The organism is Paenarthrobacter sp. NPDC092416, assembly GCF_044755025.1.
In the GTDB taxonomy this organism is placed as follows: Bacteria; Actinomycetota; Actinomycetes; order Actinomycetales; family Micrococcaceae; genus Arthrobacter.
Window position 1 is genome coordinate 91,259 of record NZ_JBIVQG010000004.1, and the last position, 24,197, is coordinate 115,455.

The 24,197-nt window shown below is 62.2% G+C and carries 22 protein-coding genes; 18 read left to right on the forward strand and 4 right to left on the reverse strand.

Annotated elements, in window-relative coordinates; all coding sequences use genetic code 11:
• Nucleotides 1-56: 56 nt before the first annotated feature.
• The 18 genes from ACIQC5_RS10000 to ACIQC5_RS10085 all read left to right on the forward strand — a co-directional run bounded on the left by ACIQC5_RS10000 (nt 57) and on the right by ACIQC5_RS10085 (nt 21,020).
• Nucleotides 57-821, forward strand: coding sequence for an HAD family hydrolase (locus ACIQC5_RS10000; protein WP_400281141.1), 765 nt, complete (start codon nt 57-59; stop codon nt 819-821).
• On the forward strand, nt 822-1,991 hold the full coding sequence (locus tag ACIQC5_RS10005; RefSeq protein ID WP_400281144.1) for a site-2 protease family protein: 1,170 nt from the start codon (nt 822-824) through the stop codon (nt 1,989-1,991).
• Nucleotides 1,992-2,101: 110 nt separating this feature from the next.
• Entirely contained in the window at nt 2,102-3,151 is a 1,050-nt protein-coding gene (locus ACIQC5_RS10010) for a tRNA (adenine-N1)-methyltransferase (protein WP_400281147.1), read from the forward strand.
• 97 nt (nt 3,152-3,248) lie between these two features.
• Nucleotides 3,249-5,057, forward strand: coding sequence for a proteasome ATPase (gene arc / locus ACIQC5_RS10015; protein ID WP_400281150.1), 1,809 nt, complete (start codon nt 3,249-3,251; stop codon nt 5,055-5,057).
• The gene (gene dop / locus ACIQC5_RS10020; protein WP_400281153.1) at nt 5,054-6,742 is read left to right on the forward strand and encodes a depupylase/deamidase Dop; all 1,689 of its coding nucleotides are present in this window, start codon (nt 5,054-5,056) and stop codon (nt 6,740-6,742) included. The genes arc and dop overlap by 4 nt, the downstream gene beginning before the upstream one ends.
• A 119-nt stretch (nt 6,743-6,861) precedes the next feature.
• A complete protein-coding gene (locus ACIQC5_RS10025; RefSeq protein ID WP_400281156.1) occupies nt 6,862-7,065 on the forward strand; it encodes a ubiquitin-like protein Pup in 204 nt (67 codons plus the stop codon).
• Between the two features lie 78 nt (nt 7,066-7,143).
• Entirely contained in the window at nt 7,144-7,953 is an 810-nt protein-coding gene (gene prcB, locus ACIQC5_RS10030) for a proteasome subunit beta (RefSeq protein WP_400281159.1), read from the forward strand.
• 1 nt (nt 7,954) lies between these two features.
• Nucleotides 7,955-8,662: a proteasome subunit alpha gene (gene prcA / locus ACIQC5_RS10035; RefSeq protein WP_400281162.1), complete on the forward strand. Its 708-nt coding sequence runs from the start codon at nt 7,955-7,957 to the stop codon at nt 8,660-8,662.
• A 1-nt stretch (nt 8,663) separates the two neighbouring features.
• Nucleotides 8,664-10,028 carry a Pup--protein ligase gene (gene pafA, locus ACIQC5_RS10040; RefSeq protein WP_400281165.1) on the forward strand — a complete coding sequence of 455 codons (1,365 nt, stop codon included), beginning with the start codon at nt 8,664-8,666 and terminating at the stop codon, nt 10,026-10,028.
• Between the two features lie 110 nt (nt 10,029-10,138).
• A complete protein-coding gene (locus tag ACIQC5_RS10045; RefSeq protein ID WP_400281167.1) occupies nt 10,139-11,065 on the forward strand; it encodes an FKBP-type peptidyl-prolyl cis-trans isomerase in 927 nt (308 codons plus the stop codon).
• 73 nt (nt 11,066-11,138) lie between these two features.
• Entirely contained in the window at nt 11,139-11,534 is a 396-nt protein-coding gene (locus ACIQC5_RS10050; RefSeq protein ID WP_400281170.1) for an FKBP-type peptidyl-prolyl cis-trans isomerase, read from the forward strand.
• 95 nt (nt 11,535-11,629) lie between these two features.
• Entirely contained in the window at nt 11,630-13,657 is a 2,028-nt protein-coding gene (locus tag ACIQC5_RS10055) for a helix-turn-helix transcriptional regulator (protein ID WP_400281173.1), read from the forward strand.
• 9 nt (nt 13,658-13,666) lie between these two features.
• Nucleotides 13,667-14,017 (forward strand): hypothetical protein, encoded by a 351-nt coding sequence (locus ACIQC5_RS10060; protein WP_400281176.1) that lies wholly within the window; start codon nt 13,667-13,669, stop codon nt 14,015-14,017.
• A gap of 36 nt (nt 14,018-14,053) precedes the next feature.
• Entirely contained in the window at nt 14,054-14,326 is a 273-nt protein-coding gene (tatA, locus tag ACIQC5_RS10065; protein WP_400281179.1) for a Sec-independent protein translocase subunit TatA, read from the forward strand.
• Nucleotides 14,327-14,332: 6 nt separating this feature from the next.
• Nucleotides 14,333-15,169 (forward strand): twin-arginine translocase subunit TatC, encoded by an 837-nt coding sequence (gene tatC, locus ACIQC5_RS10070; RefSeq protein ID WP_400281182.1) that lies wholly within the window; start codon nt 14,333-14,335, stop codon nt 15,167-15,169.
• Between the two features lie 24 nt (nt 15,170-15,193).
• Complete coding sequence (locus tag ACIQC5_RS10075; RefSeq protein WP_400281184.1) at nt 15,194-18,175, forward strand: DEAD/DEAH box helicase; 2,982 nt, start codon at nt 15,194-15,196, stop codon at nt 18,173-18,175.
• A gap of 31 nt (nt 18,176-18,206) precedes the next feature.
• Nucleotides 18,207-19,856: an amidohydrolase gene (locus ACIQC5_RS10080; protein WP_400281187.1), complete on the forward strand. Its 1,650-nt coding sequence runs from the start codon at nt 18,207-18,209 to the stop codon at nt 19,854-19,856.
• A 420-nt stretch (nt 19,857-20,276) separates the two neighbouring features.
• Nucleotides 20,277-21,020 carry a polyprenol monophosphomannose synthase gene (locus tag ACIQC5_RS10085; protein ID WP_400281190.1) on the forward strand — a complete coding sequence of 248 codons (744 nt, stop codon included), beginning with the start codon at nt 20,277-20,279 and terminating at the stop codon, nt 21,018-21,020.
• An 80-nt stretch (nt 21,021-21,100) separates the two neighbouring features.
• On the opposite strand, the gene ACIQC5_RS10090 is transcribed toward ACIQC5_RS10085, so the two are convergent.
• The 4 genes from ACIQC5_RS10090 to ACIQC5_RS10105 form a co-directional block, all read right to left on the reverse strand.
• Complete coding sequence (locus ACIQC5_RS10090) at nt 21,101-21,448, reverse strand: RNA polymerase-binding protein RbpA (RefSeq protein WP_400281192.1); 348 nt, start codon at nt 21,446-21,448, stop codon at nt 21,101-21,103.
• 268 nt (nt 21,449-21,716) lie between these two features.
• Nucleotides 21,717-22,676: an SPFH domain-containing protein gene (locus ACIQC5_RS10095; RefSeq protein ID WP_400281195.1), complete on the reverse strand. Its 960-nt coding sequence runs from the start codon at nt 22,674-22,676 to the stop codon at nt 21,717-21,719.
• Nucleotides 22,677-22,764: 88 nt separating this feature from the next.
• Nucleotides 22,765-23,226 (reverse strand): NfeD family protein, encoded by a 462-nt coding sequence (locus ACIQC5_RS10100; protein ID WP_400281702.1) that lies wholly within the window; start codon nt 23,224-23,226, stop codon nt 22,765-22,767.
• Between the two features lie 101 nt (nt 23,227-23,327).
• A complete protein-coding gene (locus ACIQC5_RS10105) occupies nt 23,328-24,182 on the reverse strand; it encodes a methyltransferase domain-containing protein (RefSeq protein ID WP_400281198.1) in 855 nt (284 codons plus the stop codon).
• Between the last annotated feature and the right edge of the window lie 15 nt (nt 24,183-24,197).

The window sequence follows — 24,197 nt, forward strand, 5'->3', positions numbered from 1 at the left end:
TCGCCCACAGCGCAGTGCGGACAGCCGGAGTCCATGTTCCACGTAGACTTGAAGCCATGCATTCCTCACCCAGTCAGCCCCTTCTCAAAGCCGTGCTCTGGGACATGGATGGCACACTCGTGGACACCGAGCCCTACTGGATCGCCGCTGAAAGCGCGATGGTGGAAGCCCATGGTGGCACGTGGTCGCACGGGCAGGCCATGCAGCTGGTGGGTCAATCACTGGTCCACTCCGCCGGAATCCTGCAGCGGGCCGGAGTCCGCCTTGAGGCCCGTGAAATCATCGACACCCTGAGCGCACAGGTCATTGCGCAAGTCCGCAAGGAGGTTCCCTGGCGTCCAGGCGCGCGCGAACTGCTCGATGAACTCCACCAAGCCGGCATCCGGTGTGCGTTGGTGACGATGTCCGAGGGTCCCTTGGCAGGCGTCGTCGTGGAAAGCCTGCCCAAGCCCTACTTCGAGTTCAAAGTGACCGGGGATACCGTCAGGAATGGCAAGCCACACCCTGAGGCCTACCTCACGGCCGTCGAACGCTTGAAGCTCGATGACCCGTCGCTGACCATCGACCACTGCGTGGCCCTTGAAGACTCCGTTCCCGGGGCAACCGCGGCGATCGCCTCCGGCGTGGTCACCGTGGGCATCCCGCACCAGGTGCCCTTGCCGGCGGACCGCCGCATGATTGTTTGGGAAACCTTGGTAGGAAAGTCCGTGGACGACGTGAACGAGCTGGTGCTTAACCGCGTGTCAGGACAGGATGCGACAGATTCGGCCAACAACGTTGGCAGCTCCGATGACGCAGGCCTCCTCGAAGGGGCCAACTAGGTGAGCAGTTCTTCCACGCCACATCATGCCGCCACCAAAAGAGCCGGCATCCCGCTGGGCAAGATCGCGGGAATCCCGGTGTATCTGGCCTACTCGTGGTTCGTTATTGCCGGCTTCACGGTGATTGTCTTCGGTCCGCTGCTCCAGCTGACCCGGCCGGACCTTGACCTCGGCTTCGCCGCCTATTTCGTGGCCCTCGGGTACGCATTGCTCCTCGCTGTCTCGGTCCTGGTCCACGAGCTCGCCCACGCACTGAGTGCCAAGGCCTTCAACTGGCCTACGGAGAAAATCGTGCTGAATCTCTGGGGTGGGCACACCCAATTCGAGAGCTTCACGGCTTCTCCGGGCCGCGCTGTGATCGTCGCCATGGCGGGCCCTGCTTCCAACTTCGTCTTGGCTGCTGGAGTTTGGGTCCTTATAGAGACGCACGTATTCACCGGCGTCACACTGCTTTTGGCGGATATCCTCATGTCGGCCAACTTGCTCATCGGCATCTTCAACGTGTTGCCCGGATTGCCCCTCGACGGCGGCCGGCTCGTGGAATCCGCCGTGTGGAAGGCCACTGGCAGCCAAGACAAAGGAACGATTGCCGCAGGCTGGTCCGGCCGGGTCATTGTGGTTGCACTGGTCATCTGGCTTATCGGTGTGCCGCTGCTGAGTGGCGGTCCTATCAACTTCAACTACATGCTCATCACAGTCGTCGTGTGTGGCTTCCTCTGGATGGGAGCCTCGAGCTCCATCAACCACGCAAGACTGCGCAGCCGCCTGTATCTGGTGAGTGCCGCAGGTCTGGCCGATCCCGCCGTCGGCGTCCCCAACTCCGCCACTGTGGCCGACGTCCTGGCCATGTCGCCGGGCGGAAGGCCCGCCGTCGTCATCTGTGGTCCGGATGGCAAGCCGCAGGGCGTAGTCGACCCCGGCGCAGCCGCCGCGGTGCCGCTGGAAGCAACCTCGCTGACGCCCGTCACCGCCGTCGGGCATGCATTGGCCGCAGGGGCGTATGTGCCTGAATGGTCAAAAGGGCAGGATCTCATCCAGTACCTGGCGCGGCTGGAAGGCGGCGAATACGCAGTGGTTGACCACAATGGCGCCGTGACCGGCCTCTTGCGCCAACAAGCCGTAGTGACAGCGATTACAGGTAAAGAACCCCGCAGGAGCGGGCGTCCCTGACACCGTTGCCGGTAGAGTTACCTGCCGGCCGTGAAATATACCGGACAAATTTTGCGCCCATCAAGCAGCAACGAATGACGGCCCAGCCGTACAGGAGCGAGGAACACCACATGAGCAGCGAAACCGCCGCCACCGAAACAGCCGTAGGGACCGCCTCGGCCGTGCAGCCGACAGGCGCTGCGCGACGCCGTGGGCCTTTCCGCGTCGGCGAGCGGGTCCAGCTCACGGACGAACGCGGCCGCATGAACACCATCACCCTTGAGGTCGGCGGAGCGTTCCACACGCACCGGGGGTTCCTCAACCACGATGAAATCATCGGCCAGGTGGACGGCTCGGTGGTCAGCAACAACATCGGGCAGCAGTACCAGACCCTGCGGCCGCTGATCTCCGACTTCGTGCTCTCCATGCCGCGCGGCGCTGCTGTGGTCTACCCCAAGGATGCCGGCCAGATTGTCACCATGGCGGACATCTTCCCGGGTGCCCGGGTTGTTGAAGCCGGTGTTGGCTCGGGAGCACTCTCCATCTCGCTGTTGCGCGCCGTGGGCGATGGCGGTTACCTGCACTCCTTTGAGCGCCGTGAAGAATTTGCCGACATCGCACGCGGCAACGTGGAAACCATTTTTGGTGGGCCGCACCCGGCATGGAAGATTTCGCTGGGCGACTTCCAGGAAGAAGTGGTCAAGGCCGAAGAACCCGGTTCCGTGGACCGTGTGGTGTTGGACATGCTCGCACCCTGGGAGTGCCTCGATGCCGTGGCAACGGTCCTGGCGCCGGGTGGTGTGTGGATCAACTACGTGGCTACTGTGACGCAGCTTTCCCGCACCGCGGAGGCCATCCGCGCCGACGGCCGCTTCACTGAACCCGATGCCTGGGAGTCCATGGTTCGCGGCTGGCACCTGGAAGGCTTGGCTGTCAGGCCGGACCACCGCATGGTTGCCCACACCGGCTTCCTGCTGGTCACGCGCCGGCTGGCCGACGGTGTGACGGGAATTTCCGTCAAGCGCCGTCCGTCCAAGACTGAATTCAGCGAGGAAGACCTCAACGCCTGGACGCCCGGTGCAGTGGGGGAGCGTGCGGTTTCGGACAAGAAACTCCGCCGCGCTGCCCGCGATGCGATCGCCGGAACCAACGTGCAGGACGACCCCCCGGTCACAAACTGACAAAGGTCACAATAGGGTCCGCATTCCGGATGTCACCAAGCACCCTGAGCTTTTCGGGACTAATGTCTTGTTAAGCGCAGGAAGGGGCTGATGAATCGTGGATACGTCCAACAATGACCTGGGACGGCCGACGCCGGAAGAAGCAAACGCCGCAGCGGAAGAGGCAGCAAGCCGGGGACTTGCCGCCATTCAACCGCCAGACCCCTCGAGTGAACTTACCGTCGCCGAACGGCAGATCAACATCCTTCGGGACAAACTTCGCCATATAGACCGCCAGCTTGCTGCTGCAACGCAGAACAACAGCAAGCTGGTGGGCATGCTGGAAACCGCCAAGGCTGAGATCCTTCGCTTGAAGGGCGCCTTGGAGCAGGAAGGGCAGCCACCCTACAGCTTCGGCACGGTGGTGCAGATCAACCTCCGGAGGCTGCCGGGCGCAGGAAGCTCCGGCCAGGCGGCTACGGAGGAATCCGTGGATATCTTCAACGCCGGCCGCAAGATGCGCGTGGGCGTCAGCCCCTTGGTCAACGTCAGCCAGCTGGCCGTCGGACAGGAAGTCCTCCTGAACGAGGCCCTGCTGGTGGTGGCTGGTCTCGGGTACGAGCGCGCCGGCGAACTGGTCACGCTCAAGGAAATGTTGGGCAAGGACCGCGCGCTGGTGGTCGGCAGGGCCGACGAAGAGCGCGTGGTCCGTCTTTCGGGTGCTCTGCAGAGCGTGCACTTGAAGGTTGGGGATGCTTTGTCCCTGGACTCGCGCACAGGCTACGCCTTGGAGAAAGTACCCCGCGCAGAGGTGGAGAACCTCGTGCTCGAAGAAGTTCCGGACATCACCTACCAGGACATTGGTGGTCTGGGACCACAGATTGAGCAAATCCGGGATGCCGTGGAGCTTCCGTTCCTGCATCCTGACCTGTACCGCGAACATGGCCTGAAGGCTCCCAAGGGAATCCTGCTCTACGGCCCTCCAGGGTGTGGAAAAACGCTCATCGCCAAGGCAGTGGCCAATTCGCTGGCGGCACGCGCGGCCGAGCGGGCCGGTAACACGGACCTCAAGAGCTACTTCCTCAACATCAAGGGCCCGGAACTGCTGGATAAGTACGTCGGCGAAACCGAACGGCACATCCGGCTCATCTTCTCCCGTGCCCGCGAAAAAGCATCGGATGGCAGCCCGGTAGTGGTGTTCTTCGATGAAATGGATTCACTGTTCCGCACCCGCGGTACCGGCGTCTCGTCCGACGTCGAAACCACGATCGTGCCGCAGCTCCTGAGCGAAATCGACGGCGTGGAACGCCTGGACAATGTCATCGTCATTGGCGCCTCCAACCGTGAGGACATGATCGACCCCGCCATCCTGCGGCCCGGCCGCCTGGATGTGAAAGTCAAGATTCAACGTCCGGATGCCGAGGCTGCGGCGGATATCTTCGGCAAGTACATCACCACCGATCTGCCGTTCCATGCCCAGGACCTGGCGGAATACGGCGGCGACGTCCAGGCCACCGTGGACGCCATGATCCAACGCACGGTCGAGGCAATGTACTCCACGGAGAAATCCAACGAGTACCTGGAAGTCACGTACGCCAACGGCGACACGGAGATGCTCTACTTCAAGGACTTCAACTCCGGGGCAGTGGTCCAGAACGTTGTGGACCGCGCCAAGAAGTACGCCATCAAGGACCTCCTGACGAACAACCAGAAGGGCCTGCGGATCGACCATCTGCTGCGTGCAGTGGTGGACGAGTTCCGCGAACACGAAGACATGCCGAACACCACCAACCCCGATGATTGGGCCCGGATCTCCGGCAAGAAGGGCGAACGGATCACGTACATCCGCACCATTGTGCAGGGCAAGGCGGGTCAGGAACCGGGCAAGTCCATCGAAACCACCGCCAATACGGGCCAGTACCTGTGACGGCCCGGCCCGAGGGGGTCCCTCCCGCCAAGTTGCCCAGCGAAAGACTGCCTGTCGGCGGCGCCATGCGCGTCATGGGCTCGGAGACCGAGTATGGGATCCACGCACCCTCGGCTCCTGGGGCGAATGCCACCATGATGTCCGCCCGGATTATCCAGGCGTACGCCACGGTGACGCGCCAACGTGCCGCTGGCGGTGCCGAAACACGCTGGGACTACACCGACGAGGAACCGTTGCATGACGCCCGTGGCTGGACCCTTGACCGGGCGTCTGCGGATCCGAGCCAGCTGACGGACCAACCGCCAGTGCTCGACGCCGAAGCTGTCGCCTTGGCTTACGGTCGCCAGGACCTCGAACTCGATGGCGCGGACGAGTCCGGGTCCCTGCTGATGAACATGGTTCTGGGGAACGGCGCACGCCTGTACGTGGACCACGCACACCCTGAGTATTCCAGCCCCGAGGTCACCAACCCGCGTGACGCCGTGGCCTGGGACGCCGCGGGAGACTTGGTTGCCTTGGCCACGGTCAGGAAGGTTGCGGCAGATGCCAGCCTTCCCGCCATCAACCTCTACAAGAACAACACCGACAACAAGTCCGTTTCCTATGGTTCCCATGAGAACTACCTCATGCCGCGGTCAGTGCCCTTCGGCGACATCATCCGTGGGCTGACGCCGTTTTTCGTCTCACGCCAGGTGGTTTGTGGTGCCGGGCGCGTGGGGCTGGGTCAGGACAGTTCCACCCCTGGGTACCAGATCAGCCAGCGGGCAGACTTCTTTGAGGCCGAGGTTGGTCTCGAAACCACCATCCGGCGCCCGATCATCAACACCAGGGATGAGCCCCACGCAACAGCGGACAAGTATCGCCGCCTGCACGTGATCATCGGCGACGCAAATCTCAGCCAGGTCTCGAACTACTTGAAGTTTGGCACCACGGCCATGGTCCTGAGTCTGATCGAAGCAGGTCAGGCCCCGCGGATTGAGGTGCACGAACCCGTTCAGGCATTGCAGGCCATTAGCCATGACACCTCCCTGACAGCGACGGTTCGGCTCCTGGATGGCCGGCGGGTGACAGCGCTGGACATTCAATGGATGTACTACGAGGCAGCAGCCAAGTTGGCGCAGGAGACTGGAGTCTCGGACTCCGTTTCGGGGGACGGCCACACCCACGGCGTTCTGGAGCGGTGGGAGGCCACGCTCACGGACTTGGGCGGTGATCTCAGTGCCGCAGCGTCCTCCGTTGAATGGCTGGCCAAGAAGTCCCTGCTGGAGGGCTACCGCAACCGCGATGGCCTGGAGTGGAACGACGCCCGCCTGGGGTTGGTCGATCTGCAGTGGTCCGACATCCGTCCCGAGAAGGGCCTTTACTACAGAATGCTGTCCAGGGACCGCATGCAGCGGGTAGTGGACGACGCCGACATCAGCCGCGCGGTCAGTGAACCGCCTTCCGATACCCGGGCCTTCTTCCGTGGACGGTGCGTTTCCAGTTTCGGCAAAGACGTGGTTGGCGCGAGCTGGGATTCGGTGATCTTCGATGTCCCGGGCTTGGGCAAACTGCAGCGCGTACCAACACGGGAGCCTCTCCGCGGGACGCAAGCACTCACTGGGGCCTTGTTTGAACGCCATGGTGATGCAGGCTCGTTTCTGGCGGAATTGCTGGGCCAAAACCCGCCGCAGACCAAGGGCTGAGGCTGGAAGCGCCACAGCGAATTTCAGGGCCGGCCAAAGCCGGGCGCAGCACGCTTGGGCGTGGCAATATGGCAGTAGGAAGTCTCCATTGAAGGGGACTGACAGTAGGGAGAAAGAAAATGGCAGCACAGGAGCAGCAGCAACCGCAGTCGCGCGACACCGAGACCGAAGTGGACGTCCCGGAGGCACCGCCGGCTGCACCCGAGGCCCAGGCCTCTGCGGCAACACAAGGCGTGGATGACCTGCTCGACGAAATTGACGGCGTCTTGGAATCCAACGCCGAAGAGTTCGTGCGGGCATTTGTCCAAAAGGGTGGCCAGTAACCGGACCCCACACAGGAAGTAGGCCCGGCCGGCGTGAGGCCGGCGGGCATCGGAATGCAGAGTCGAAGGAGTGCAGCAATGCAGGACCCATCAGCCGGCCCCCTGACCACCCAGGCAACGTCTTCGTTCACGGAGCATCTCCAACGCTCCCGCCCAGAACTGCTTCCGTTCAACCAAACCTTACCGGCCGGCTCTGTACCGGCGACTCCGCACGCCACCACCATCGTGGCCCTGACCTATGCCGGGGGCGTCCTGATGGCGGGGGACCGGCGGGCCACCATGGGCAACGTGATCGCCAGCCGCCATATTGAGAAGGTATTCCCGGCAGACCAATACTCCGTGCTGGGTATCGCCGGCACTGCAGGCCTTGCCATCGACATCACCAGGCTCTTTCAAGTGGAGTTGGAGCACTACGAAAAGATCGAGGGCACGCTGCTGAGCCTCGTGGGCAAGGCGAACCGCCTAGGCGCCATGATCCGGGGAAACCTGCCCATGGCGATGCAGGGTATGGCGGTCATTCCGCTGTTTGCCGGATTCGACCACGTCTCGGCAACGGGACGGCTGTTTTCCTACGATGTGACCGGTGGCCGGTACGAGGAACAGGAACACCATTCGGTGGGTTCCGGGTCCGTGTTCGCCAGGGGTGCCCTGAAGAAGCTATGGCGCCCCAATCTTTTGGAAGAAGAGGCCGTGTCAGTGGCTGTCGAAGCCCTGTACGACGCCGCGGACGACGATTCAGCCACGGGTGGACCGGATCCAGTCCGGCAATTGTGGCCGGTTGTGTACACGGTCAACCGGGCCGGCAACCGCAGGGTTCCGGATCTTGACCTCGCGGCCATCGCGGGTTCCATCATCGAATCGCGCACCGGCGCTGGAAGGGAGGCCTGACATGACGCAGCAGTTCTATGTCTCTCCCGAGCAACTGATGAAGGATCGCGCTGACTTCGCGCGGAAGGGCATCGCCCGCGGGCGGTCCGTGGTGGTCATCAGTTGCGCTGACGGCATTGCGTTGGTTGCAGAAAACCCCTCGCCGTCGCTGCACAAGATCGGCGAGATCTACGACAAAATCGCCTTTGCCGCGGTGGGAAAATACAACGAGTTCGAAAGCCTGCGGCAGGCCGGTGTGCGCTACGCGGACGTCCGTGGTTATTCCTACGACCGCGAAGACGTCACGGCACGCGGATTGGCGAGCGTCTATGCACAGAGCCTCGGTGCGGTCTTCACCGCGGAACAAAAACCGTTCGAAGTTGAGTTGGCCGTGGCGGAGGTAGGTACCAGGCAGGAGCAAGACCACTTGTACCGGCTGACCTTTGACGGTTCCATTGCCGACGAAAACGGTTTTGTGGTCATGGGTGGGCTGGCCGAACAAGTATCGGATGTTGTCCGAGGCGCGTGGGAAGCAGAACTTGGATTCGCCGGAGCGATGCGCCTGGCGCTTCGAGCCCTTGCCGCGGACAAGGAAATGGATGAACTGCCGGCCACCGCAGTGGAGGCCGCAGTGCTTGAGCGTATGTCAGAGAGCCACCGCGGATCACGGCGGGCCTTCCGGCGGCTGACCGCCCAGGACATGACGCAGCTGCTCACAGAGGAGGCTTGAGATGGACAAACGAATATTCGGCATCGAAACAGAGTTTGGGATTTCCTATTCCAGCCCCGATTCACGCCCTTTGGCCCCCGAGGAAGTTGCGCGGTATCTGTTCCGCAAAGTTGTCAGCTGGGGCCGGTCGTCCAACGTCTTCCTGACCAACGGTTCCCGGCTTTACCTGGATGTGGGCTCGCATCCGGAATATGCCACGGCTGAATGCGATGACCTGGCCCAGTTGATCGCCCATGACCGTGCGGGCGAACTTATCCTGGATGACTTGGTGGACGAGGCCCAGACCCGGCTTGCCGCTGAAGGGTTCAACGGGACGGTCTACCTGTTCAAGAACAACACCGATTCCGCGGGCAATTCGTACGGAAGCCATGAGAACTACCTCATTCCGCGCCGCGGCGAATTCTCACGTTTGGCGGAGATTCTGATCCCGTTCCTGGTGACCCGCCAACTCATTGCCGGCGCAGGCAAGGTCCTGAAGACACCGCACGGCGCCACCTTTGCCTTCTCACAGCGGGCCGACCATATTTGGGAAGGGGTATCGTCGGCTACCACCCGGTCCCGCCCCATCATCAACACAAGGGACGAGCCCCACGCTGACGCCGAGTTCTATCGCCGTCTCCACGTGATCGTGGGCGATTCGAATATGTCAGAGACCTCGGCCCTTCTCAAAGTAGGCACAGTCGACCTCATCCTGCGCATGATCGAAGCCGGTGTCATCATGCGGGACATGCGCATGGAGAACCCCATCCGCAGCATCCGGGAAATCTCACACGATCTCACCGGGCGGGCGTTGGTCCGTTTGGCCAATGGCCGCCAGCTTTCGGCTCTTGAGATCCAGCGGGAATATTTGGCAAAAGTCACTGAATTCGTGGCCGCCAACGGTGCACACAACGCCCATGTCCCACTCATCCTCGATTTGTGGCAGCGGACCTTGGACGCCATTGAGAGCGGAGACACCAGCAGCATCGATACCGAGGTTGACTGGGCCATCAAGAAGAAGCTGATGGACAACTACATGCGCCGCCATGACCTCAGTCTGGATTCGCCACGGATAGCGCAATTGGACCTGACCTACCACGACATTTCGCGGCAGCGCGGCCTGTTCTTCCTCCTTCAGGCCCGCGGCGCAGCCAAACGGCTCGTCACGGAAACAGAGGTCAAGGACGCAGTGGACGCACCACCGCAGACCACCCGCGCCAAGCTGCGCGGGGACTTCGTTCGAAGGGCCCAGGAACTCGGCCGCGACTACACCGTGGATTGGGTCCATTTGAAGCTTAATGACCGCGCACACCAGACCATTCTGTGCAAGGATCCCTTCCGCAGTGTGGATGAAAGGGTGGACGCCCTTTTGGACTCTATGAGCTGACTCCCAGCTTCACGGGCTATTCTGGATGTTGGTCTCTTTCCAAGAGCCATCTGCTTGGATGCGCTACACGCCGTTCCGAGTGTCCTTTGCCCCGACGAAAGTGTCTTTTTGTGCGCCGACTCCTAGCAATTCTCCTTCCTGCCCTGCTGCTCATCACTGCCTGCGGGGGAGGGAACACGCCCGCGGCAGAGCCGACGAGCCAGTCCTCCGGTGACATCTCCAAGCTCGAGTCGCTGAAGGTGACGGACAATGGGGACGACAAAGCACCCGGCCTCGATTTCACCAAGCCGTTGGCTGTCTCGGAGCCCACCATCAAGGTTGTCAGCGAAGGCAGCGGTGAGACCATCAAGGCCGGCCAGACCGTAGAGATGGCCTACGTTGCCGTCGACGGCAAGGACGGCAAGTCCCTTGAAGACACCTACGCGGCGGGCCCCCAGCCATTGGAAGTCAACGACGACCTGAAGTCCGGAAACGAGCTCATCTACAACGCCATTGTTGGCGCCAAGGTGGGCAGCCACGTTGCGTTTGCAGCCTCCGGCCAGGCCCAGGGTGCCGAAGCGGCGTCCACCCAGCTCGTTGTATTCAAGCTGATCTCCGCCAAGGAGGCAGCCAAGGTCCTGGAGAAGCCCGAAGGCGAGACAGTAACTCCTCCGGCCGGACTGCCCACCGTGAAGGACAACGACCAAGGCATTCCGGAGATCTCCGTTGAAGGCGTCGCAGCACCTACCGAGCTGATTTCCCAGGATCTCATCAAGGGCTCCGGCCAAGCCGTGAAGACAACCGACACGATCACGGTCAACTACGTCGGCGTCAATCTGGTGGATGGCAAGAAGTTCGATTCCAGCTTTGACCGCGGACAGACTACGAGTTTCCCGCTGACGGGCGTCATCAAGGGCTGGACCCAGGGCCTGGAAGGCAAGACTGTGGGTTCCCGCGTCCTGTTGGTGATCCCGCAGGACCTCGCCTACGGTGAAGCCGGGCAGGGCGAAGCCAAGGGCCACCTCGTCTTTGTCGTTGATATCCTCGGTGTCAAGTAACCCCTCCAGTAGCCCAGGCACTGGCTTAAGCTTGTCCTGACACCCTTTGACCCCATCACCCCAAGGAGTAACCATGTCATTTGGTCAGCGTGACTTCGACCGCACCAAGCCCGAGATTGATTTCCCGGAAGGTGACGTCCCCACCGACCTCGTCATCACCGACCTCATCGAAGGCACGGGCGCTGAGGCCAAGCCAGGCGATACCGTCTCTACCCACTACGTCGGCGTTGCCTGGTCCACGGGCGAGGAATTCGACGCTTCCTGGGGCCGCGGCGCTCCGCTGGACTTCCGCGTCGGCGTCGGCCAGGTCATCCAGGGTTGGGATCAGGGACTGCTCGGCATGAAGGTCGGCGGCCGTCGTCGTCTGGAAATCCCTTCGGAGCTCGCCTACGGTTCACGCGGAGCGGGCGGAGCGATCAAGCCCAACGAAGCCCTGATCTTCGTGGTTGACCTTGTAGCAGTCCGCTAGGAATCACCTTTTGCGCATGGCGCGTCATCTCCGGTCCAAGCCGGCAGGTGACGCGCCTTGTTCGTTTCTGCCGGGACTTTAGTAACGTAGCAACCGTGTCCGCATCTCGTACTGAACGACTCTTGAACCTGCTCTTGGCCCTGCTCAACACAAGAGTGGGGCTTTCGCGTGCCGTCCTGCGGGAGAAGGTCTATCACGATTCTGCCGAGAACGATGTCGCTTTCGGACGGATGTTCGAACGCGACAAGGTGGATCTCAAGCAGTTTGGCTTTGAGATTGAGACGCTGACGGATCCCAGCACCTTCGCAGGCGATGACCCGGCCTCTACGCGCTACCGGATCGGCAAGGACTCCAACAGGCTGCCTGACGTCAGCCTCACCCCGGCCGAATGTACGGTCTTGTTGCTGGCCGCCCAGCTGTGGGAGCGTGCAGCGCTGGGATCTGCCGCTGCGAGTGCAGTCCGCAAACTGCAAGCCGCCGGCGGCTTCTCCGACGTCGACCTTCCGGCCGGTGTCCAGCCCCGTATCAAGCCGGCGGGTCAAGCGTTCGACGACGTCGTTGCGGCCATGCACGGGAAGTATCCAGTCCGCTTCGGCTACCTCGCCGGAAGTACCGGTCGCGAGGAGGAGCGCGAAGTGGAACCGTGGGGGCTGGGCAGCCGATTCGGGCAGTGGTACTTAGTGGGCCTCGACCGGGCCCGCGCCGCCAAGCGGATCTTCCGGCTCTCCCGGATGACGACTGCCGTCAGCGTCATGACCGGCGACTCCTTCGATCCTCCAGCTGGATTCAACGCCCGCGCAGAGCTCGATTCGTTGAACGAACTGCCCCTCCAGCAGGCTGTCCTGTCCGTTGACCCGGACCGCTTGCTGGGCCTGCGGAAGCGCGCTGTGTCCATCCAGGCAGCCCGGGTCGGTGGCGATGGTCGTGACACCGTGGTGGTGGACTTCCGTGACCCTGAGCAGCTCGCCGAAGAACTGGCCTCGTACGGTCCCCACGTCAAGGTGACCGGACCCGCAGAGCTGCGGTCCGCCGTCGTGCGCCGCCTGAAGGGAGCTGCTGACTTCGGTGCCTCACCGACGATTCCGGTGCAGTTTCCGGCGGCGGGCCGCGCTCCCCGCTCAAGGAAGCGGACCTCGGAAGACCAACTGGCCCGGATGCTTCAGCTTGTCCCTTTCCTGGTCCACCATCAGGGGCTCCATATCCAGGAGGTAGCGGACAGGTTCGGTATCAGCCGCAAGGCGCTCATTGACGACCTCAAGATCCTTATTTGTTCAGGGCTTCCCGAGGGCTATCCTGACGACCTGCTGGACATCCAATGGGAAAACGACCACGTGTACATTACAGAGCACCTGGACCTGCACCGTCCGATCCGCTTCAACGAGGACGAGGCAGGCGCCCTGCTGACTGGCTTGGCAATGCTGGAGGACCTGCCTGCGATGGCAGGGATGGCTGACGACGAGCAGGGGAGTGCCTTGGAATCCGTGACCCTCAAACTGACCGGCGCAGTCGGCCAAGCGGGTCGCTTGGCCGGGTCCGTGGCGGGACAATCGGTGGCTCCTGCCCAATCACAAGCCTTCACCACCATCACCCACGCAATCCACGATGGCCAGCAATTGCGGTTGAGGTATCTGTCCCTGCAAAAGGATCAGGTATCCGAGCGGGACGTGGACCCGCTCCGTTTGTACTCGCTGGATAACACGTGGTACTTCGAAGCCTATTGCCATACGAAGGCCGGCCTCCGGAACTTCCGCCTTGACCGGGTGGAAAGCCTCGAACCGAACGGTAAGCCCGTAACCGGCAGCGCGAGGACAGCGCAGGACTATCCTGCACGGCTGTTTACACCCAGCGATGACGATGTCCTGGTGGTCTTGGAACTTTCCCGGCAAGGGGCTGGACTCGCGGATGATTACTACGCTGAGCGAACCGTCCCGCTGAGCGGCGGCGGCCTGGTGGCCGAAGTACGGTTCGGCAATGCCGAGTGGCTGCCCATGTTCGTCTCCCAGCACGGCGGCTCGGTACGGATCCTGGAGCCGGACGTCCATCGCCGGGAAGCCCAGGCCTGGCTCGCCGCTTCCCTCGACCAATACGACCACCTGTCTGCCGGCTCCGGTCCGGCTCGCTAGACTACACAGATGCCTTGGTGGTTCTGGATCCTGCTGTGGATCGCGCTCATAGCTTTGTCGCTGCTGTTTCACGGCTGGCTGGGAGTCCGGTTGTTCCGCCGGTTCATGGCCACAGTCCGGGAATTGGGTGATGCGGGGAAACGTTTCAGCACGATTTCACCGCGTAACGAAACCTCCGATGTCGAACCAGCGGAAGTCCGGCCGGAACCGGGATCCGCAATTTTTGCCTCGCCGGATCAGATGCGTCATGATTACCTGACGGCCAAAGCCTTCCGCCAGGAAGTTCGTCGCAAGAAACGCGTACAACGCAAAGCCGAGCGGGGTCAGCCCCAATCCCTGCACGACATAGAATTCAGATAGACGTAGGATGTATCCAAAAGGAAAGGACCTCCCCACATGAGGCTCGAAGGCTGGCATCTCATCATCATCATCGTTCTGGCTCTGGTGCTTTTTGCCGCACCGAAGCTGCCGTCCATGGCGCGCAGCATTGGGCAGTCGATGCGTATTTTCAAGTCTGAAGTCCGCGAAATGAAGAAGGACGGCGGTTCTTCGGAGGCGAAGGACTCGCAGGACGCTTCCGACGCCGTTGAAGGCAAGGTCGTGAACCACCCGGACGAGAAGGCCAGGAACAACGGCGAAACCGACGTTCCCCCCTCCAACCGCGTCTAAGAAGAAGTGGTACAGACGAAGGGGCGCAAGACCAACCCCGAAGCCCGGATGGCTCTGCTTGACCACCTCAAGGAGCTGAAGAACCGGCTATTCAAGGCTGCCATCGGCGTCATCCTGGGAACTGTTGTCGGCTTCATTGTCTACCAGCCGCTCCTGGAGGCCTTGATCAAACCGATCAAGGACCTCAACGAGAAAGAAGGAAGGCTGGCCACCCTCAACTTTGACGGCGTAGCCAGCTCCTTCGACCTCATGGTCCAGGTATCGGTCTTTCTGGGCCTGATCCTCGCCAGCCCGGTGTGGATCTATCAGCTCTGGGCTTTCATTGTTCCGGGCCTGCACAAGAAGGAACGCCGTCTGGCGTTGTCCTTCGTGGCAGCCGCAGTCCCGCTGTTTGTGGGCGGCGTGTTGCTGGCGTGGCTCGTTCTGCCCAATGCCGTCCGGGTGTTGACGGACTTCACACCGGTGGGCGGCTCAAACTACATCAGTGCGGAAATCTACCTCGCGTTCGTGCTGAGGCTCCTTCTCGCATTCGGCATAGCCTTCCTGGTTCCGGTTGTCCTGGTGGGATTGAACCTGGCTGGAATCGTCAAGGGCAAGCAACTGGTCAAGAGCTGGCGCATCACCATCTTCCTGGTATGCCTCTTCGCGGCCATGGCCGCCCCGGGCGCCGACGCCATGAGCATGTTCTACCTTGCAGCGCCGATGCTGATCCTCTTCTTTGCTGCCATCGGAGTATGCCTCCTCAACGACAGGCGCCGTGAACGGCGGGCCATCAAGCGCGCCGCTGAGACTGAGGCCACTGCGGATATCGCCACGTCCGCGTCCGATCTGGAGAATCTGTAGACGCAGGGCCACTAGGCTTGATGCATGTCCTCCATTTCCGGGTCTTCGTCACCATCAGACCGCTACCAGGCGGCCGCGCACCGGACAGCTGAGGCCAAGACCTATCTTGGCTCTTTTGCCCGCTCCTTGGACTTCGAACTGGATGACTTCCAGCGCGAGGCGTGCCGGTCCTTGCAAGAGGGACGGGGTGTCCTTGTAGCCGCTCCCACGGGCGCAGGCAAGACAATCGTCGGTGAGTTCGCGATCTACCTGGCCTTGGAGCGCGGTCTCAAAGCGTTCTACACCACTCCGATCAAGGCGCTGAGCAACCAAAAGTTCTCCGAACTGGCATCAAAGTACGGCGCGGCCAACGTCGGCTTGCTGACGGGTGACACCACCATCAACGGCGACGCTCCCGTGGTGGTCATGACCACCGAAGTTCTGCGCAACATGCTGTACGCCGATTCTGAAACGCTCGGCGATCTCGGTTTCGTGGTGATGGATGAGGTCCACTACTTGGCGGACCGCTTCCGTGGGGCAGTGTGGGAAGAAGTCATTATCCACCTGCCCAGCGAAGTTCAGGTGGCCTCCCTCAGTGCCACCGTTTCAAACGCCGAGGAATTCGGTGCATGGCTGGACACAGTGCGCGGGCACACCGACGTCATCGTTTCCGAGCACAGGCCCGTGCCGCTGTGGCAACACGTCATGGTCGGCAGGGAGATTGTCGATCTCTTTGCCGGGGATACGTCCTTTGACGAAATCGCCCCGTCAGCACCTGAGGACGACGTCGTTCCTGACCTTGCCGATGCAGAGGAAGTCTCCGAAACCCCATCGACCCCTGCCGTCAGCCGGTACAACCGCTCCGACAGCGGTCGCACCGTGACGTCGATCGTCCGGGCACAGTCAACCTCCGGTCCTGAATTCGAGGTCAACCCGGACTTGCTGGCCATGGCCCGCTCCGAAAGCCGGATGAATTTCAACGGGCGGTTCGGCCACGGTGGCCGCAGTCGGCGTCGGCAGGACCGCTACCGTGATGACCGTCAGTCCTCCGAGCAACGGAGCCCGGTTCGGAAAGCCAGCAGGCCTCAGGTCATTGAAAGCCTGAACCGGCAAGGCCTCCTGCCCGCCATCACCTTCATTTTCTCGAGAGCCGGCTGTGATGGCGCGGTCGCGCAGTGCGCCGCGTCAGGGCTGTGGCTGACCACTGAACAAGAGCAGCAGATCATCGCCCTTCGCGTGGACGAGGCCAGCCGCGAAATTCCCGCAGATGACCTCGATGTCCTGGGGTTCTGGGGTTGGCGGGACGGACTTCTGCGCGGCTTCGCGGCCCACCATGCAGGCATGCTCCCCACTTTCAAGGAAGTGGTTGAGAAACTCTTCGCGGACGGCCTGGTGAAGGCTGTTTTTGCCACGGAAACCCTGGCCCTCGGCGTCAATATGCCGGCCCGTTCCGTAGTGCTGGAGAAGCTTGAGAAGTTCAATGGCGAGGCTCACGTCAACATCACGGCGGGGGAGTACACGCAGCTGACGGGTCGTGCAGGCCGACGCGGCATCGATGTTGAAGGGCACGCCGTGGTCTTGTGGCAGCCCGGTACAGATCCGGCCGCGGTGGCAGGCCTGGCTTCACGCCGAACGTACCCGCTCAATTCGAGCTTCAGGCCCACGTACAACATGAGCATCAACCTGATAGCGCAGTTCGGTCCGGTCCGTGCCCGCGAAATCCTGGAGTCGTCCTTTGCGCAGTTCCAGGCGGACCGCTCAGTTGTTGGCCTGGCCCGCCAGGTCCGGGGCCGCGAGGAATCGTTGGCTGGTTATGCCAAATCCATGGAGTGCCACCTCGGCGACTTCACCGAGTATGCCAAGTTGCGGCGTGAGCTCAGCGATGCGGAAAACTTTGCGGCGCGGGACAACCAACGCGCCCGGAAAACCAGAGTGGCGGATTCGTTGGCGCGGCTCATCCCTGGTGATGTCATCAGCGTCACGGGCAGCAGGTTGGCCGGGTACGCCGTCGTGATTACTTCCGACGCCAACGCGCGCGAGCCGCGTCCTTCGGTCCTTACCGCTGACAACCAATTGCGCCGCGTGGGTGTCCATGACATCGATGGCCCGGTTTCGCCGGTCACCCGGATCCGGATCCCGAAGTCGTTCAACGCCAAACTGCCCAAATCGCGCCGCGACCTCGGGGCCTCCATGCGCCATGCGGTCAGCGACGAAGCACCCAAGACCAGCCACAACCGCCGGCATGAGGACTTCGGCCTTGGCTCGCGACTTCCGGACCAAGAGAAAAAGATCGCCGATCTTCGCAGGGCCCTGCGAGCCCATCCCTGCCATGGCTGCAGTGAACGCGAAGACCATGCGCGCTGGTCCGAACGCTGGTGGAAGTTGCGCAGGGAAACTGATGGATTGGTACGCCAGATCCAGGGTCGCACGAACACGATCGCCAAGACGTTCGACCGCGTTTGCGATGTCCTGTCCTCTTATGGCTACCTTGAAACGTCCGACGCCGGCCGGGTCACCATCAGTGCCGACGGCCAGCGTCTCCGGAGGATCTACGGGGAGAAGGATCTGCTTATTTCGCAGTCCCTGCGCCAAGGGGCCATCAATGACCTGGACGCTGCGGAACTGGCGTCCCTCGCCAGCGCCTTGGTGTATCAGGCGAAGCGTGAGGACCGCGGTTTGCGCCCAAAGATGCCCTCGGTGTCTCTCGAGAGCGCCGTGGACATTGTTGTCCGCGAGTGGTCCCAGCTGGAAGACACCGAGGAGCAGAACAAGCTTCCGCTGACCGGCGAGCCGGAGTTGGGCCTCATGTGGCCCATGTACAAATGGGCCAAGGGCCGGCATCTGCAGGAGGTCCTCAGCGGCACCGATCTCGCAGCAGGAGACTTCGTCCGCTGGGCCAAGCAGGTGGTGGACTTACTTGACCAGCTCGCAAAGATCCCGCAACTGGAGCCGCGTTTGGCGCGGATCTGCCGCGAATCCATTGACCTGATCCGGCGGGGCGTCGTGGCTTATTCCACGGTCGCCTAACATTGATTTCCAAGCTCGAGGAGCACACCGCATGAACCAGCCAGGCGCGCCTGCCGGCAATCCCGTCAACCGCAAGGTGACCCTCTACCGCAACGGCTCCATCTACACGGCTGCCGATCCGTTTGCCACTGCCATGGTGGTGGATGGCGACACCGTTGCCTGGGTGGGTTCGGAGCAGGCGGCGACCTCAATCGCGGATTCAACCATGGAGGTCATAGACCTCCGTGGGGCCCTGCTCGCGCCGGGCTTTGTTGACTCCCATGCGCATCTGACTGAAACCGGCATCGCACTGGCCGGACTTCAGCTGTCCGGCGTCCGGTCCGCGAAAGAATTGCTCGACGCCGTCGCTGCCGCCCCGGGCGACGGCGTAGTGCTTGGTCACGGCTGGGATGAAACTGGTTGGGCAGATCCAGAGCTACCCACGTTGGAACAGCTCGAACGGGCGGGCCGAGGACGCCAGGTCTACCTCTCCCGCATTGACGTTCATTCAGCCCTTGTGTCCCAGGCACTCGTGGCAGCCGCTGGGCTGACCGGGACAGACGGGTTCGCCGGGCACGCCCACGTAGTGCGGGCAGCGCACACGGCTGCCCGGTTGACCGCCCGCCAGGTCAGCGAACCGGATCGCCGCTCCTACCAGGCCGAGGCACTTCGTGAGGCAGCTGCCAACGGCTACGTCGCGCTGGCGGAAATGTCGGCACCCCACATCTGCACTGTTGACGACCTTCGCATGGCTGTCTCGTGGAACACTGCTGGTGCCAGTCCCGAAGTGTTGCCGTACTGGGGAGAATTGGCGTCTTCCGCCGATCACGCCCAGTCCATCCTTGACGGACTGGGAGTCAGGGTCCTTGGCCTCGCTGGAGACCTCAACATGGATGGCTCCATCGGATCACGGACGGCGGCTCTTCGAGATGACTATTCCGACGCTGCGGGGGAGCGGGGAAACCTGTACCTCGCGGTGGACGAGGCCGCGAAGCACCTCGCCGCATGTTCACTCCTGGGCGTGCAAGCAGGATTCCACATCATCGGCGATGCGGGCCTTGATGCCGCACTGGAAGCCTTGGACGTCGCAGCGGCCGAAGTGGGCGAGCAGCGGATCAGGGCAGCCGGTCACAGGTTTGAGCACGTTGAAGTGGCAGATCAGGTGTCTGTGGACAAGCTGGCGAAGTACTCGATTACGGTCAGCGTGCAGCCTGGTTTCGATGCCGCCTGGGCCGGGCCTGGCGGATTGTATGAACAGCGGCTCGGCGACCGCAGCAAGACCATGAACCCGTTCGCATCGTTCTATGCGAGCGGCGTGCCCATTACGTTCGGCAGCGACAGCCCCGTCACTCCGCTGCGCCCGTGGTCCAGCATCCGTGCCTGCCTCGAGCACAGCAACCCTGAACAACGGATCTCTGCGCGCGCAGCTTTCCTGGGACACACTCGGGCAGGATGGCGTGCCACACGAAATCGCAATCCCCTCATGGGCCAGCTTGTGCCTGGCGCCCCGGCAAGTTTTGCCGTCTGGGAAGTCGAAGAGCTCATGGTGCAAGTTGCGGACAGCCGCGTGCAGTCGTGGAGCACAGACCCCCGTGCACGGACACCGCTCTTGCCGGCACTGGATACCGGAACGGATCCCGTGTGCCTGCAGACGGTCCGGGAGGGGCAGGAGCTGTTCGCGCACGAGATTCTCCGCGCGTAATCCGTCGACTTTCTTTCGGCGTGCGTGGCGCTCCTGAACTGGGATGATGAGCAAAGGCGCAGGTCAGAAGACGCTTGACAGGTTTTGTAAACACCGTAACATTGAGGCTCAACGGATCGTCCAATGCGTGGCCACGTGCCGGGCTTGGTGATCTGGCCGCAGCCGGATCTGCGTCTTGGTGGCGGCACGCGAGTGGGCAGGCCTATAGGGTCCCAGAAAACAGTTCGGTGGGCACATCCGTTGTCCGGCGTCACTGGTCCTGGACCTATGGACCTGCCCGCAGCGCTTAAGCTCCTGTGGCAGGCGCCACACGTGCCCTCGAACGTCCCATGAGTCGTCCTATAATGGAGAGTTGCGCCAGAACGCCAGCCGCGCGGCTGGTCCGGCACACTGACCGCTCCATCAAGGAAAGGCCTCTTCTTGCGTGTCCTGACGATCATCCCCACCTTCAACGAGCTGGAATCGCTCCCCAAGACGCTCGGTCGGCTGCGCGCCGCAGTCCCGGACTCGGATGTGCTGGTGGTAGATGACAACAGCCCGGACGGCACGGGCCAGCTTGCCGACCGCTTCGCCGCAGAGGACAGCCAAGTGCACGTCCTCCACCGCAAAGGCAAGGAAGGCCTGGGCGCCGCTTACATTGCCGGCTTCAAGTGGGGCCTGGCTGCAGGTTACGACGTCCTGGTTGAAATGGATGCAGATGGCTCCCACAAGCCTGAGCAGTTGCCGCTCCTCCTGGACGCCGTCAACGACGGCGCTGACCTCGCCATGGGCTCCCGCTGGGTACCCGGTGGAAGCGTGGTCAACTGGCCGCTCTACCGACAGGCCATCTCCCGCATCGGCAGCACCTACGCGCGAATCATGCTCGGCCTCAAAATCAAGGACGTCACCGGCGGCTACCGCGCCTTCCGCCGCACCACGCTTGAAGCACTCAAGCTGGACGAGGTCGATTCGGTGGGCTACGGCTTCCAGGTAGACCTTGCCTGGCGTGTAGCCAAGCTTGGCCTTCGCATTGAAGAACGCCCCATCACGTTCGTTGAGCGCGAACTGGGTGCTTCAAAAATGAGCGGAAACATTGTTGTGGAAGCCATGATCAATGTGACCAAATGGGGCATCGCGTCCCGGTGGGCAAAGCTGACCGGCAAGAAGTCCGTCATGGCCAAGTAGGTCTCTACTTCCCAAACACAGAAGGCCGGGTCCGGTTCCCTTGGGAACCAGACCCGGCCTTTGCTGTCTCAAGTATCCGACTACGCGGAGCGACGCTCTCCACGACGTTCGCGCAGAATGTTGAGGCGATCCTCAAGAATCTGCTCGAGCTCGGGAAGGCTGCGGCGTTCCAGCAGCATGTCCCAGTGCGTGCGGACGGCCTTTTCGTTGGCGTCGATGGGACGCTCGCCATCTACAAGGAGAGCTTCCTTGCCAGTCTTGGAAACCCAAACAGGGGGGATCTCGGCCTCGGCGGAGAAGGTCACGAAGACCTGCTCGCCGTCCTCGCAGCGGTATTCGACCCGCTGGCGAGGTGCCGGCTCAACACCGGATTCTGTTTCCATGCTCTGGGCGCCAAGACGCATACCCCGCAGGCTGCGATCGCTCATGATTACTCCCTCTGTCTGTTCGCGAAGCGGAACTCCGCGCTAGCCGAAGGCCGCTTGCGCGGCTTCCGGACTACTTCTGCACACGATGCATCAATACATGCAACGCCTGACCAAGCCTTAATGTTCCGTCCGGACTGAACCGGCCGGACAAATATCCCATTATACGCGTACTAACTGCGACTACTCAAAGTCGGTACCAACGCCGAACGGCCAACCACTGAATGGCTGGCCGTTCGATGTGTTCGGTTGAGGCGTACGCGCGGCCGGTTTACTCGGCTGATGTGGCCGTTTCACTTGCTTTGCCCTGGTCGCCACCAAACAGGCCGGCAACCTGGGAGTCACCATTGGTGCCACCCAAGGCACTCCCGATGCCCTTGAGGGCCTCACCAACTTCGCTCGGGATGATCCAAAGCTTGTTGGAGCTGCCTTCGGCCAGTTTGGGAAGCGTCTGCAGGTACTGGTACGCCAGCAGCTTCTGGTCCGGGTTGCCCTTGTGGATGGCATCAAAGACCTTCTGGATGGCCTGTGCTTCACCGTCTGCCCTGAGAATGGCGGCCTTCGCATCGCCTTCGGCAGCAAGGATGGCAGCTTGGCGCTGGCCTTCTGCCGTGAGGATCTGCGACTGCTTGGTACCTTCGGCGGTAAGGATTGCGGCACGGCGGTCACGCTCTGCACGCATCTGCTTTTCCATCGAGTCCTGGATGGAGTGGGGCGGATCGATTGCCTTGAGCTCTACACGCGAAACGCGGATGCCCCAGCGACCGGTTGCCTCATCAAGGACGCCACGCAGTTGCCCGTTGATCTGGTCGCGGGACGTCAGTGCCTCTTCGAGGTTCAGCCCACCCACCACGTTGCGGAGCGTGGTGGTGGTCAGCTGCTCGACTGCCTGGATGTAGTTGGCGATTTCATACGTCGCGGCGCGCGGATCGGTCACCTGGAAGTAGACAACCGTGTCGATGGACACCACGAGGTTGTCCTCGGTGATGACTGGCTGCGGCGGGAAGGACACCACCTGTTCACGAAGGTCGAGGAGCGGCAAGAGCCGGTCGACAAACGGAATCAGGATGGTGAGTCCCGGGTTGAGCGTGCGCTGGTACTTACCGAGGCGTTCCACAACGCCGGCACGTGCCTGCGGGATGATCCTGACCGAGCGGACCAACACGATAATGACAAAAATGACGAGAACAATCAGCACAATTGCTGCCGCTGTTCCTCCTAAGCCGTCCATACGTCTCCTTCATTCCCCAATTGCGTGGCTTAATGCGGCCGTCACGGGCAGGTTGGCCAGCCCGGCAACCCCGCGGACTCGTCGGTGATTAGAGCTGGCTGTTCTCGGCGCTCGAGGCGACTACCGCCGTCGCACCGTCGATCCGGGTAACTTGCACTGTCGCCCCGGCGTCGATGACTCCGGCAGTGCTGCGTGCGCTCCAAACGTCCCCACCGATCTTGACCAGACCGCTCGTGCTGCTCACGGCTTCAATGACGAGGGCAGACTGTCCGATGAGCCTGTCGATATTCGAGCGCTGCTCGGCCGGCCCCTTGTGCAGGTGCTTGAGGGCGACGGGACGGACGAAGGCGATCATGAGCAGGGAAACGACGCAGAAGATGACGATTTGGAGCCAGAAATCCGCTCCGGCGAAGTCGGCGATCAGCCCTGCAAGGGCTCCGCCCCCCAGCATGATGAAGAAGAGGTCGAGGGTGAGCATCTCGACCACTGCAAACGCAAGGAAAACCGTGAGCCAGAGAGCCCACCAGTTTTCGCCGAGCCATTCAAACATCATTCCCCCTTGGTCCCGGATCCCGCGGGCGGGATCACAGTCGCTGTTCCTCCATCCTAGCCCGAGGTGACGTCCCACGTCAGGACAGGACCAGGGGTGCTTCAGGACCCCGAATCCGGAGCAGTGAAAACACTGATCTGGAACATCGCCGTGGCAGCGACCTTGTCATCGGAGCCCGCGGCGTGCGCCAGTACCCTACGATCCAGATGATGCCCTGCCGGCCCCATGAACGCGAGGTCGGCGAGCTCAGTGGGGTCGAGTTCCAGGGCGATGTCCAGGGTGTGTGAGGACGACGGCGAGAAGTGTCCGCGAAGGGTATCAGCCAGGCGGTCGGCTTTTCCTTCCTCGATCTCCAGCATGCCGGTCCGGGCCGCGACCTCGGCGAGGTGACCTGGACGGGGTGTGACAATGATGAGCGTCCCGCCTGGGCGCAGGACCCTCGCGAACTCAGCCGGGTTTCGCGGGGCGAAGACCACCATGAGGACATCTGCGGCGTTATCCGCGATCGGCAGTCGGCGCCAAACATCCCAGACGATATTCACTGCCTCCGGGTTGAGCCGGGCAGCGCGGCGCAACGCAAATTTGGAAATATCAAGCCCAATGGCCCTGGCTGGCGTTCGATCCAGAATGGACCGCAGGTAATAGCCGGTACCCGTTCCGGCGTCGATGACCACTGACCGAGGACCAGCAAGGGCTTGCCCGGCCAGCTCGGCAATCAATGCAGCCAAGGCGCGATAGTGGCCACTGTCCAAAAATCCTTGCCGTGCCGTCACCATGTCCGCCGAATCGGCTTCGAAGACCGTGCCCTTGCCGGTGAGGAGATTGAAGTATCCCTGCTTGGCACTGTCAAAACTGTGTCCGAGGCCGCAGACCAGGGCATGTTTGGGGTCTTCTTTTAGGGTTAGTGGCCCTTGGCACACAGGGCAGCAAAGGACAGAAACGGCGTCGGACAACATGGATTCAATCCTACG